A 13,427-nucleotide genomic window follows, 5' to 3' on the forward strand; every position below is an offset into this window, starting at 1 on the left:
GGTTCCTCCAGCCTCGGTAAGACCAGGATAATACCAGTATAGGACCATGACGCAAGTCTGAATCCGTACCCGGGGTCTTCGTAAACCACTCCAACCCATTGAAATTAAATGATTTTTACCTGAATCAAAAAAATGCAATCCGGAGCTTGCTGCCCTGGATCGAAATTGCCGTTGAAATCGGGAGTCGTGCTGGTATGGTGCATCAGTCCAATCTAATACCAGTTACCGCCGGAGGGGAGGCCACATGTCGAGGGAGACGGAGGGGGCGGCCCAACGGTTCCGGGGGCTGGATACCTGGAGCACGGCGGACATCCTCGAGACGCTGTGGGCCAGCCAGTCGCGTGGCGTGGCGGCGTGTCTGCCGGCGCTGCCGGAGCTGGAGCGGGTGGTGGGCGCGGCGCACGAGCGGCTCGCCCAGGGGACGGGACGGCTCATCTACACGGGCGCGGGTTCCTCGGGCGTCCTCGCGGCGCTGGACGCGCTGGAGTTGCAGGCCACCTTTGGCTGGTCCTCCTCCCGGCTCGCCATCCTGCTGGCGGGTGGGTTGGATCTCGCGCAGGGCATCAATGGAGGGGCCGAGGATGACGGGGCGGCGGGCCGCGAGCGCGTGACGGCGTTGCGCCCGGGACCCTCGGACGTGGTGCTGGGCGTGTCCGCCAGCGGCCGCAGCGCCTTCACGGTGGGCGTGCTGTCCGAGGGACGGCGCCACGGGGCCCTGGCGGTCGCCATGGCCAGCGTGGAGGACTCACCGCTCCTGGAGGCCGCGGACCACGCGGTGCTCCTGCGCACGGGCGCCGAGGTCATCGCGGGCTCCACCCGGTTGAGCGCGGGCACGGCCCAGAAGGTGGCGCTCAACCTGTTCTCCACGGCCCTCATGACGCGTCTGGGCTTCGTCTTCGACAACCTCATGTTCCATGTGCGGCCGGAGAACGCGAAGCTGCGTCAGCGCTGCATCTCCATCATCGCTCACATCGCCCAGGTCGGGGAGCAGGCCGCCACCGAGGCCCTCGCCCTTCATGGAGATATTCCACGCGCCGTCCTGGGATTGGGAGGTTGCTCTCCCGCCGAGGCGGACGCCATCCTCGCCCGTTCGGGGGGCAATCTGCGCACCGCGCTCCAAGAGCGCGCTTCCCAGGGGAAGGCCGTTTCATGTCCACGTTGAGTCTCGTCTCTCACATGGAGCCGGGAACCATGTCCACGCTCAATCTCGTCGCGCCCCTCGCGGGCTGGGCCACGCGCCTCGAGGAGGTGCCCGATCCCGCCTTCGCCCAGAAGATGGTCGGGGATGGCATCGCGGTGGATCCCACTTCGTCCGAGCTCCGGGCTCCCTGCGACGGCGTGGTGGTGTCGGTGCATGCCTCGCGTCATGCGTGCACGCTGAGGGCCCGGACGGGCGCGGAGATCCTCCTGCACATCGGCATCGACACCGTGAACCTGCGAGGCGAGGGCTTCACGGTCCGCGTGAGCGAGGGGCAGCAGGTGAAGGCCGGAGAGCCGCTGATCTCCTTCGACATGGATTTGCTGGCCCGCCGGGCGCGCAGCCTGCTGACCGCGATGGTGGTGGTCAACGCGGAGGGCTACACGGTCACGGGCAGGCATCAGGATCGCCCGGTGTCGGTCGGTGACGCGCTGCTGGTGGTCGAGGGGGGCGCCGCCTCCGCCGAGGAGTCGTCCGAGGGTGACACGGCCGAGCGCGCCGTGCGGTTGCTCATCCCCAACGGTCTCCATGCCCGTCCCGCCGCGGTGTTCAGCCGCCATGCGCGGATGCACCCGGGCGCGGTGCGCGTGGCGAACGGGGCGCGCATCGCCAATGGCAAGAGCGTCGTGGCGCTCATGGGCCTGGGCGCCCAGCACGGGGACACGCTGACGATCTCCGTCCAGGGCACGGAGGCCGGACAGCGGCTGCAGGCGCTGGTGGACCTGGTGGCCAGTGGATTGGGAGATCCCATCCGGCCCATCGCCGAGACCCCGGCTCCCGCCCCCCAGAAGGGCCCGGCGCCCGTGTCCCTCACGCCCTTCGCGGCGGGCACCCCCGCGCTGTTCAAGGGCACTCCGGCGGCTCCTGGCATCGCGGTGGGCAATGCCGTCCGGGTGGTGGAGACGCAGGTGGAGCTGTCCCAGCGGGGCCAGGGCCTCGCAGAGGAGCAGCGCCGTCTGGCCGAGGCGCTGACGGGCGTGCGCCAGGACATCGAGGTGATGATCGAGCGGGAGGGCACGGCGGGCTCGGCGCGCACGGAGATCTTCCGGGCGCACCTGGTGCTGCTCGACGACCCGGACCTCAACGAGGCCGCGGGCGAGTCGCTCTCCGCCGGGCATAGCGCCGAGTGGGCGTGGCGCAGCGCCATCGAGACGCACGTCGGGATGCTGGAGCGTCTGGAGAACACCCTCCTGGCGGAGCGCGGAGGAGACCTGCGTGACATCGGCCGGCGTGTCATCGCCTTGCTGACCGGCCAGGGCGCCTCCCGGGTGCCCACGGACCTGCCGCCCAACGCCATCCTCGTCGCGGACGAGCTGCTGCCCTCGGATCTCGCGGCGGTTCCCGCGGGCCGTCTGGCGGCGCTCTGCACGGCCCACGGTGGCCCCACGTCACACGTGGCCATCCTGGCCGCGGGCCTGGGCATTCCGGCCGTGGTGGCGGCGGGAGACGGGGCCCTGCGGGTCCCCCATGGCGCGCCGTTGATCGTCGATGGCGAGCGGGGCGAGGTCCATGTCCACCCGAGCGCCGCGCTCCAGGAGGCGACCCTCCGCTCGCTCGCGGAGCGCGCCGCCCGCCGCGAGGCCCACCTGGCCAAGGCCCACGAGGGCTGCCACACGGTGGATGGCACGCGCATCGAGGTCTTCGCCAACCTGGGACGTCCCGGTGACGCGGCGGCCGCCGCCGCTCAGGGCGCGGAGGGCTGCGGCCTGCTGCGCAGCGAGTTCCTCTTCCTGGAGCGCGCCACCGAGCCGAGCGAGGCGGAACAGGCGGATCAGTACCAGCGGATCGCCGAGGGGTTGAAGGGTCGGCCCCTGGTCATCCGCACGCTCGATGTGGGCGGAGACAAGCCACTCGCGTACATGCCGCTGCCGCGCGAGGAGAACCCGGTGCTCGGCCTGCGGGGCGTGCGCGTCTCGCTGCGCCACCCCGACATGCTGCGCACCCAGCTGCGCGCCATCCTCCGCGTGAAGCCGGAGGGCGTCTGCCGGGTCCTCGTCCCCATGGTCACCTCCGCGCATGAGTTGCGCGCGGTGCGCGTCATGCTGGAGGAGGAGCGCCGGGCGATGGGCGTGTCCACGCCGGTGGCGCTGGGCGCGATGATCGAGGTGCCCGTCGCCGCCATGCTGTCGGACCGGCTGGCGGAGGAGGCGGACTTCCTCTCCATCGGCACCAATGACCTCACCCAGTACGGGCTCGCCATGGATCGCGGCAACCCGCATGTGGCGGCGCAGCTGGATGGCTTGCACCCGGGGCTCCTGCGCCTGGTGGCGCGGACCGTGGAAGGGGCGCGCAAGCACGAGCGTCCGGTGGCGGTGTGTGGAGGCATCGCGTCGGATTCGCGCGCGGCGCCGCTGCTCATCGGCCTGGGCGTCAACGAGCTGTCGGTGTCTCCGGCCGTCATTCCAGGCCTCAAGGCCTTCATCCGCACGCTGTCGATGAGCCAGTGCGCGGAGGTGGCCCGCAAGGCGCTGGAGCTCGAGAGTGGTGACGAAGTGCGCGCGCTCGTGACGAGCACGTGGCCGGGCCTGTGAGGAATCCAATCCCCATGGAGAAACACTAGATGGTGAGCAACAAGTTCGCGGGCGTACAACAACTCGGGCGCGCCTTGATGTTGCCCATCGCCGTCCTGCCGATCGCGGGCCTCCTGCTGCGTCTGGGCCAACCCGACCTGTTGGGCATCTCCTTCGTGGCGGCCGCGGGCGACGCCATCTTCTCCAACCTCGGCCTGCTGTTCGCGGTGGGCGTGGCGGTGGGGTTCGCGAAGGAGAATCACGGAGCCGCCGGACTCGCGGGCGCCGTGGGCTTCCTCATCACCGTGAAGGGAACCGAGGCGCTCGTGCAGGTGCCCCCCGCGGTCCTCGATGGACTGGTGGGCGCGGCCAAGGATCTCGCCGTGGCGGGCTACAAGGCGCGCCTCGCCTCGAAGATCAGCGTGCCGGCGGGCATCCTGTCCGGCCTGTTCGCGGGTCTGCTGTACAACCGCTACAAGGACATCAAGCTGCCGGAGTACCTGGCCTTCTTCGGCGGCCGCCGCTTCATCCCGATCGTCACGGGCCTGGCCTGTCTGGGACTCGCGCTGGTGTTCGGCTTCGGTTGGCCCGGCATCGAGGCGGGACTGGATACCGTCAGCCGCGCGGTGTTCAGCGCGGGCCGGGCGGGGCTGTTCCTGTATGGCTTCTTCAACCGGCTGTTGATCGTCACCGGTCTGCACCACATCCTCAACAATCTCGCGTGGTTCATCCTCGGCGACTACAACGGCGTGACGGGTGACCTGAACCGCTTCTTCAAGGGTGACCCCACGGCGGGCGCGATGATGTCGGGCTTCTTCCCCGTGATGATGTTCGGCCTGCCCGCGGCCTGTCTGGCCATGTACCGGGCGGCGCTGCCGCGCAACCGGGCCAAGGTGGGCGGCGTGCTGCTGTCCATGGCGCTGACGTCCTTCCTCACCGGCGTCACCGAGCCCATCGAGTTCGCGTTCATGTTCCTCGCGCCGCCGCTCTACCTGCTGCACGCGGTGCTCACGGGCGTGTCGATCGTCCTCATGGACATCCTGAACGTGAAGCTGGGCTTTGGCTTCTCGGCGGGCCTGTTCGACTATGTGCTGAACTACAAGCTGGCCACCCAGCCCATCCTGTTGCTGCCGGTGGGCGCGGCGTACTTCGCCGTCTACTACGGGCTGTTCAGCGTCTGCATCGCCCACTTCAACTTGAAGACCCTGGGCCGCGAGGACGAGGAGGTCTTCGCCACGGCGGCTCCTTCCGAGGGGGCCTCGCTCCCCGCGCCCGCGATGTCCCGGGGCGCGTCGTGGATCCAGGCGCTCGGTGGCGCGGCCAACCTCCAGAACGTCGACGCTTGCACCACGCGGTTGCGGCTGACGGTGGCCGACAACACGCGCGTGGATGAGACGGCCCTCAAGGTGCTCGGGTCGCGAGGCATCATCCGCCCGGCTCCCGGCAGCGTGCAGATCATCATCGGACCGCTCGCGGATCAGGTCGCCTCCGAGGTTCGCGACGCCCTGCGCGCGAGTCCGGCGTCCGTCAATCCGGAGCGGATCCTGGCGCAGGGCATGCTCGCCGCCCTGGGGGGTGCATCCAATATCCGGGACATTGGCCTGTGCTCCACGCGGCTGCGGCTGGTGTTGGTCGATGACCAACGCGTGAATGACGCGGCGTTGAACGGACTCGCCACCCGGGGCGTGGTCAAGCCGACGGCGGGCTCCGTGCAAGTCATCATCGGACCCTCGGCGGAGCGGGTGGCCGACGAACTGCGAGCGCTGTTGCGCTAGCACGATCCACCCGCCCCTCGCGGTGAGGTGGTCCGCCCCGGGGCGCTGGCGAGACGCCAGCGCCCGGCGGGGCCTGGGGATTGCTGTCCCGGAAACACGACAACAGATGTGAATCTCTTGGTTGGAGGCAACATGAAGCGGTTTCTGACGTCCCTTCCCGTCATGGCGGTTCTGGCAGCGGGGTGTTCCGACCCGGCGCAGCCCGACCCGGTGCAGCCCGACCCGGATCCCGTCCAGCCCGCGCCCAAGCCCACCGTTCCAGCCTCGGTGTCCGTGGAATGGCAGCCCGTGGACAACTCGGTGGGCAGCTGGATGTTCTTCCGCTCCACCTTCACGATCGAGAACAAGGGGCCCGGTGAGCTGGGCAACCAGGGCTGGAAGCTCTATTTCAGCTTCGTGCGCCGCATCCTCAACGAGGGGGAGGGAAGCCAGGAAGAGAACCTGTTCCAGTCCCTCGCGAAGCAGGGCATCCGCATTACCAAGGCGGACCTCGCGGGCAGTGGCGACTACTTCGTGCTCGAGCCCCTTCCGGAGTTCAAGCCCATCGCGGTGGGCGAGCGGCGCGTGTTGGATGTGCTGGCCAGCGATTGGGCCATCCTGAAGTCGGACGCGCCCGCGGGCTTCCACATCGTGTTCTCCGGTGGCGAGCACAAGGGCGACGTCGCGTACGCCGTTCCGTCGACGGTCAAGCTGGACGCCTCGGATCCGAAGCAGACCACGCGCTTCGAGGGCGACAAGATGCCGGTGCAGACGCCCGGCTTGCGCTTCAAGGAGAACCCGGCCCTCCAGGACGTGGAGCTCAAGCGCCAGCTGTTGCCCGCTCCCCGGTCGCTCACCACTCGCGAGGGCAAGGTGACGCTGAGCAACGGAACCACGATTGGATATGCCGGCCCGCTCCAGGGCGAGGCTTCCTATCTGGTCTCGGCGCTGGGCGACGTGCTGGCGGGGACCGTTTCCTCCCGCGCCACGCAGGGTGATGAGCACATCCAACTGCGCATCCAGGCCGACCTCGACACCGATGGGGACGGGACGGCGGATGCCGAGGGCTACACGCTCGACGCGCAGGATGGGAAGATCCTCATCACCGGCGCGGACGCGGCGGGTGTCTTCCATGGCATCCAGACGCTCCGTCAGCTCATCCCCGTGGACGCCTATGCCGCCGCGGTGAATCCCAGCAACCGCAAGGCGGAGTTCTCCGTCCCGGCGGTGCTCATCGCCGACGCTCCGGGCTTCTCCCACCGTGGCATGGCCCTGGACGTGGGCCGCCATTTCCAGTCCAAGGAGACGGTCAAGAAGCTGCTGGACGTGCTCGCCTACTACAAGATCAACAAGTTCCACTTCCACCTGACCGATGACGAGGGGTGGCGCCTGGAGATTCCGGGCATCCCGGAGCTGACCAGCTACGGCTCCCGCCGGGGCTTCGATCTGGCCGAGACCGAGATGATGCACGCGGCGATGGGCTCCTCGAATGACCTGGATTCGGGCGACCGCATCGAGCTCAAGCCGGCCAAGCGGCCCGCGGAGCAGACGGTGCGCCCCGCCTACCAGGGGTTCGAGCAGGAAATGCTCAACTTCGTGGGCAAGGGCAGTGGTTACTACACGACCAAGGATTTCGAGGAAATCCTCGCCTACGCCACCGAGCGTCACATCGACGTGATTCCGGAGATCGACATGCCGGGCCACGCGCGCGCCGCGGTGATGTCCATGGAGTACCGCTACCGCAAGCTCAAGGACACGAATCCCGAGCAGGCCGCCATGTACCGGCTGGTGGATCCCAACGACACGTCCAAACACACGAGTGTTCAGGCGTACACGGATAACTTCGTCAATCCTTGTCTGGAAACCTCGTATGCCTTCCTGACCAAGGTCGTCCAGGAAGTGAAGGCGCGGTATGACGCGGTGCCGGGTGCGCGGCTCCTGGTCATCCATGGCGGTGGTGATGAGCTGCCCTCGCTCCAGAACGGTGCCAACGTGTGGTGGCAGGGCTCGCCGCTCTGCAAGCAGAACGCCGCGACGAAGGACCTGGACGATATCGGGCTGGCCAACCACTTCTTCACGCGCTGGAGTGAAATCATCACCGCGACGGGCGCGAAGATGACGGGTTGGGACGACGTCATCCACCACGGACTGAGCCTGCCTGGCTTCATCCCCATGCCCTGGAGCAACGTGTGGGGCTGGGGGCGCGAGGATGATGCCTACAAGTTCGCCAACGAGGGCTACTCGGTCATCCTCGCCCACTCGACCAACCTCTACATGGACCTGGCGTACAACAAGGATCCGGACGAGCCGGGCTACTACTGGGCGAACTTCACGGACGAGAAGAAGACGTTTGAATACCGCCCATTCGACATCTACGCCAACGCGACCGAGGACCGGATGGGCAATCCCATCAACCCGGCCGATCTGAAGGACAAGGTGCGCCTGAAGGCCGAGAACAAGAAGAACATCATCGGCATGCAGGGACTGCTCTGGAGCGAGAACGTCAAGACGCCCGAGGTGATGGAATACCTCGCGTTCCCGAAGATCCTGGGCGTGGCCGAGCGCGCCTGGAATCCGGAGCTGCCCGCGGTGGAGGAGATGCCCGCGCTCTGGGCCCAATTCACCAATGCCCTGGGCCAGTCCATTCTTCCGCGTCTGGATGCCTACCGTCCCGTGGATCCGCGGGGTGAGCTGCCCGACACGGTGGGGGTGAACTACCGCATTCCCCTGCCGGGCGCGGAGATCAGCGGCGGGAAGCTGACCGCGAACGTGCGCTTCCCGGGTCTGGGAATCGAGTACTCCACCGACAACGGCACGACCTGGAAGCGTTACTCGGCGCCCGTGGATGTCTCGGGCCGTGTGCTGCTCAGGTCGCTCGCGACCGATGGCCGCACCAGCCGCGTCGCCGAGCTGAACTGAGCCGTCGACTTTCCTCATGGACGCATGCGCGGGGGTGCAAGTGATTGCGCCGCGCATGCGTCTTTTTTGTCTCCGTGGATTCCTCCTCCGTGGATTCCCTCTCGGGAATCCCTCTCCAGCCGTGCTTAACCAGTTGGTACTGAAGACGCCTCAAGAAGTGAAAAACAGGTAGTCGTGGACTTGACCCCGTTCCCGGTATTGGCCAATCTTGCTGCGCGGATCCGCTGAATCGTGAGTGCGGATTTTCGCGTGAAGCGCGGCCGTCGGATGGGTGCGAGGGGAGTCTGGCACCCGGGAATCAATGGCTCCGCGCGTCACGCTCCGAGGTTATTCCTAGCAACCTGGAGAGGTCGATGATGCGTCGTAACAAGTGGGCCGTGGGTCTGGTTGTTTCCGCTCTGTCCGCCGGCTGTGGTCAGGAAGGCATGCTTCCCGAGGTGATGGAGGCGCCTGGCAGCGTGATGAAGGCTCCGCTCGCGGATCCCGCCTGGGCGCCCAATGTCGCCTATGCCGTGGGAGCTCGGGTGTCCTATGGCGGCAAGTCCTATCAGTGCCGTCAGGCCCATACGTCGCTCGTGGGATGGGAGCCGAGCGCGGTACCGGCCCTCTGGGAGGAAGTGGGCACCTCGAACCCGGGTGACACCACCAAGCCGACCGCGAGCCTGAGCGCCAACTCCACGAAGTTCACGGCCGCCGGGACGTTGAACCTGACGGCGACCGCCTCGGACAACGTGGGCGTGACGAAGGTGGAGATCCTCCAGAATGGAGCCGTGGTCTCCACGAGCAAGACCTACAGCCGCTCGTTCGCCGCGGGCCAGAACGGCACGTACACCTATACGGTGAATGCCTATGACGCGGCGGGCAACGTGGGCAGCGCCACCGTCACCGTCACCGTGCAGATCGGCTCGAGCGACATCACGGCCCCCACGGTGAACGTGAGCGCCAACTCCACGAACTTCACGGCCGCGGGCACGCTGAACCTGACGGCGAGCGCCTCGGACAACGTGGGCGTGACGAAGGTGGAGATCCTCCAGAACGGCTCCGTGGTCGCCACGGGCACCTCGTACAGCCGCTCCTTCTCCTCGGCCAACAACGGCTCGTATGTCTATACGGTGAAGGCGTATGACGCCGCGGGCAACGTGGGCACCAAGGAGCTCACCGTCACGGTGGCCATTGGCACGACGCCGCCGCCGGCTGGTGGCAAGAAGATCGTCGCCTACTTCACCGCGTGGGGCATCTACGGCCGCAACTACCAGGTCTCCAACATCCCCGCCGCGAAGATCACTCACATCAACTACGCCTTCTCCAACGTCACCTCGGACGGCAAGTGCATCCTCGGGGACTCGTACGCGGACATCGACAAGGGCGGAGGCTACGCGGGTGAGTGGGATCCCGGCGCGCTGCGCGGCAACTTCCGCGCCCTCAAGGAGCTCAAGAAGACGAACCCGAAGCTCAAGATCCTCATCTCCGTGGGTGGCTGGAGCTGGTCCCAGCACTTCTCCGCGGCGGCGGCCACCGCGGCCTCCCGCTCGGCCTTCGTGAAGTCCTGCGTGGACCTGTACATCAAGGGCCAGTACCCCGGTGTCACCCCCGCCAACGGCGTGGGCGTCTTCGACGGCATCGACATCGACTGGGAGTACCCGGTGGGTGGCGGCCTCCCGGGCAACGGCAACAGCCCCGCGGACAAGCAGAACTACACGCTGCTGATGCAGGAGTTCCGCAACCAGCTCAACGCCGTCACCGCGCAGACGGGTCAGCAGTACCTGCTCACCATCGCGTCGGGCGCCTCGCCGGACCTGCTCGCCAACAAGCAGGAGACCAAGAACCTGGCGAACACGCTCGACTGGATCAACATCATGACGTACGACTACCACGGCGCTTTCGAGAGCTCGACGAACTTCCAGTCCGCGCTCTACCGCGTCACGGGTGACCCGGTGGCGAGCTCCGGCTTCTACACCGACGGCACGGTGTCGAAGATGCTCGAGCTGGGCGTGCCCGCGAGCAAGATCGTCCTCGGCCTGCCCTTCTACGGCCGCGGCTGGGGCAACGTGGGCTCCACGAACAACGGCCTCTTCCAGCCCGGCACGCCCACCAAGGGCACCTGGGATGATGGCCAGTCCGGCCTGACGGGCGTGTTCGACTACAAGGACCTCAAGAACAACTACGAGGGCAAGGGCTACACCAAGACCTTCCACGCGGAGGCGAAGGAGGCCTACCTCTACAGCCCGAGCACGAAGATCTGGATCGCCTACGACGACGCGCAGTCCATGGCGGCCAAGGCCGACTACATCCTGAGCAAGGGCCTGGGCGGCGCGATGGCCTGGGAGCTGAGCGGGGATGACGGCACGCTGCTCGACGCCGTGTACCAGAAGCTGAAGTAGTTCGAAGCAGTCCCGGGCCGGTGGAGCGCGTACGCGCCTTCACCGGCCTTTTTGTATCCACTTTCCGGTGTTTCCCTCTTCCCTGCCATGAACATGATGAAAGCCAATACGCAGTGCCGTCGTCCGGCGAGGGCTTCCCTCGATGAGACCCGCCTCCGCGCCGTCATGGATGGACGGTGTGAATCGGCCGATGCACTGCTGGCGCAACTGATGCCCCGGGTGCGCAATCTGGTCCGCTATTCGGTTCGCGTCGACTCGGATGTGGATGACATCACCCAGGACGCGTTGATCGCCATCCTGCGGGGCCTGCCGTCCTACCGGGGCGAGGGCGCGTTCGCCTCGTGGGCGGACCGGGTCGTGGGGCGGGTGACGTTCGCGGCCTCGAGGCGCGCGCGCGCCGAGCGCACGATGCTTCACCCCGAGGAGGACCTGGCGGAACTGGACGTGCTGTCGCCGGAGGACGGGCCGCCGGAGGATTGTCTCCTGCGCCGTCAGATGGAGCGGCTGCTGGACAAGCTCTCCGAGGAGCAGCGCCGGGCCCTGTTGCTGCACCATGTGATGGGCATGAGCGTGCCGGAGATGGCGGAGGAGCTGGAGGTCCCCTTCGAGACCGTCCGCAGCAGGCTGCGCCTGGGCAAGGCGCACCTGCGCGAGCTGCTGTACCGTCATGCGGACCGGGAGGCGGCGGCGCTGCTCTGACCGCCGCGCCCCCGATGCGCGGGACTCCCTCTAGTACTTGGGGAGGTTGGGGATGCTCTGGTTGCAGTTGCTGGTGATGCCGAGGATCTGACACACCTTCTGGCCCGCGGAGTTCACCGACGCGGCCCCGGCGGGAGGAGCGGCATGGACGCGCTCCTTCCACACCTGCCACACCATCATGCCGTCCGTGGCCTTGCCCTTGTTCTTCATGTACGTGGCGAGCGTCTCGACGTTGTAATACTTCGTCGCCATGTTGTTCTGCCCCGTGAGCATCTCCGCGTCGTAGACGGTGCCGGGGTCCGCGTTGAGCCGCAGCGTCGCGCCGCCCGCGCCCTCCGGAGCGATCTCCAGGCCCATGGCGATGGGGCCCGAGTAGATGGCCCGGTAGGACTCATAGCCCTCGCGCGGATCGTAGTAGTCGCCGCCGTCGTAGGACATGAGGTTGATGTGGCGCAGCTTGTTGCCGTGGTTCTTCACCACGCTGTACATGGTGCCGCCGAAGGGCGAGCCCCACTGCACCTTGCCCTCCTCGAACGGCGTGCCCTTCACGTAGTAGGCGCCCGTGGACCAGCCCGCGATGGAGATGCCCAGCTTGAGGCCCCGCGCGCGGATGGTGCTGTCCAGGGTGGTGATGATGTTGGCGATCTCCCCGTCCTTGCTGCAGCTGAACTGGGCCGCCTCCAGCTTGTTGCAGCTGCTGCCGCTCGACTCCCAGTCGATGTCCACGCCGTCCGCGCCGAGGTCCTGCGCCAGGTCCACCACGTGTCCCGCGTTGAAGCGGGCCCACTGGTCACCCTGGCTGTAGCTCCAGCCGCCCACGGAGATCCACACCTGGGTGCCCCGGGCGCGCAGCGCCTTGATGTTGTTGATGAGCGTCTGGGCCTGGGCCGCGGTGAACTTCTTCTGGCCGGTGTTCGTCGTGGCTCCCTCGAAGAACTCGAAGCCCGCCACGGCCTGATCGAACTCGAACGAGCCCCGGGTGTAGGCCATGTCCGGCCGGACGAACGACAGGTTCAGGTGGGTGTAGTAGCTCGGGATGTTGGCGGTCGTCAGGTCGTTGATGCTCGTGTTCCAGCTGCTGGCATAGCCGATGTACATGCGGCCGCCCGCGGGCGGGGGCTCGCTCGTGGTGAGCTTGACGGTGACGCTCGCCGCGCTGGACGTGGCGTTGTTGCCCGCCGCGTCGAAGGCCTTGGCGGTGTAGCTGTAGGTGCCGTTCTGGGTGTTGGAATAGAACGCATCCGAGGCGGTGAAGGGGCTCGCCGTCGCGGTGCTCAGCAGGGCGCCGTTCTTGTAGAACTCGACCCGGGTCACGCCCACGTTGTCACTGGCGGGCGCGGTGAGCGTCACATTGCCCGCGCTCGTGAGGTTGGTGGGGCTGGCCGACAGGCTGACCGTGGGGGCGATCTTGTCGCTGGCCGGCGGCGGGCCACCGGCACACGAGTAGCCGTTGATGTTGCAGGTACCCACGCCGCTGAAGGCGCCGGAGCCCTCGAAGGTCACGGTCACGCTGCCGTTGGCGGGCACCACGTTGCCGCCCCAGCTGTTGGGCAGCACGGTCCACGAGCCATCCGCGCCCTTGCTGGCGGAACCCGCCGCGCCCCAGGGCGTGCCGCTGATGGCGGCGGTGCCGTTGAACTTGAAGTTGAGGGACCAGTCGTTGATGGCGCTGGCCGTGGTGTTCTTGATGGTGATGACGGCGCTGAAGCCACCGCTCCAGCTGGAGGCCTGGGCGAACGTCGCGGTCAACCCGGCGGCGGTCGCGGCGGCCTGCTCCGTGCTCTGGAAGTGGGCCGAGGCGGGCAACTCCTGCTCGCCGCAAGCGACGAGCAGGCCCATCAGACTGGGAATGAGGAACTTGGACGACCGACGCATGATGCCTCCGTGACGGAGAGGGAAGGAAAGGACAGGCAGAAGAGAGAGCGCCGCGAGCGGGCTTTCGGGTCAACCTGTCCGCCTTCGACTG

Annotated in this window: 7 protein-coding genes; 6 read left to right on the forward strand and 1 reads right to left on the reverse strand. The window is 67.4% G+C overall.

The genetic code is table 11. From position 1 onward, the window contains the following. Nucleotides 1-244: 244 nt before the first annotated feature. The 6 genes from MEBOL_RS21370 to MEBOL_RS21395 all read left to right on the forward strand — a co-directional run bounded on the left by MEBOL_RS21370 (nt 245) and on the right by MEBOL_RS21395 (nt 11,461). Entirely contained in the window at nt 245-1,162 is a 918-nt protein-coding gene (locus MEBOL_RS21370; protein WP_095979183.1) for an N-acetylmuramic acid 6-phosphate etherase, read from the forward strand. Nucleotides 1,163-1,191: 29 nt separating this feature from the next. Next, nucleotides 1,192-3,729 (forward strand): phosphoenolpyruvate--protein phosphotransferase, encoded by a 2,538-nt coding sequence (ptsP, locus tag MEBOL_RS21375; RefSeq protein WP_170115560.1) that lies wholly within the window; start codon nt 1,192-1,194, stop codon nt 3,727-3,729. 29 nt (nt 3,730-3,758) lie between these two features. After that, nucleotides 3,759-5,483, forward strand: a complete 1,725-nt coding sequence (gene nagE / locus MEBOL_RS21380; RefSeq protein ID WP_095979185.1) for an N-acetylglucosamine-specific PTS transporter subunit IIBC — start codon at nt 3,759-3,761, stop codon at nt 5,481-5,483. A 132-nt stretch (nt 5,484-5,615) separates the two neighbouring features. Continuing rightward, the gene (locus tag MEBOL_RS43725; RefSeq protein WP_095979186.1) at nt 5,616-8,381 is read left to right on the forward strand and encodes a family 20 glycosylhydrolase; all 2,766 of its coding nucleotides are present in this window, start codon (nt 5,616-5,618) and stop codon (nt 8,379-8,381) included. Nucleotides 8,382-8,737: 356 nt separating this feature from the next. Next, nucleotides 8,738-10,762, forward strand: coding sequence for a glycosyl hydrolase family 18 protein (locus tag MEBOL_RS21390; RefSeq protein WP_095982908.1), 2,025 nt, complete (start codon nt 8,738-8,740; stop codon nt 10,760-10,762). Nucleotides 10,763-10,858: 96 nt separating this feature from the next. Beyond that, nucleotides 10,859-11,461 carry an RNA polymerase sigma factor gene (locus MEBOL_RS21395; protein ID WP_095979187.1) on the forward strand — a complete coding sequence of 201 codons (603 nt, stop codon included), beginning with the start codon at nt 10,859-10,861 and terminating at the stop codon, nt 11,459-11,461. A gap of 30 nt (nt 11,462-11,491) precedes the next feature. Here MEBOL_RS21395 and MEBOL_RS21400 read toward each other — a convergent pair whose 3' ends face one another. After that, a complete protein-coding gene (locus MEBOL_RS21400; RefSeq protein WP_095979188.1) occupies nt 11,492-13,336 on the reverse strand; it encodes an Ig-like domain-containing protein in 1,845 nt (614 codons plus the stop codon). Between the last annotated feature and the right edge of the window lie 91 nt (nt 13,337-13,427).

This window comes from Melittangium boletus DSM 14713, from assembly GCF_002305855.1.
GTDB lineage: Bacteria > Myxococcota > Myxococcia > Myxococcales > Myxococcaceae > Cystobacter > Cystobacter boletus.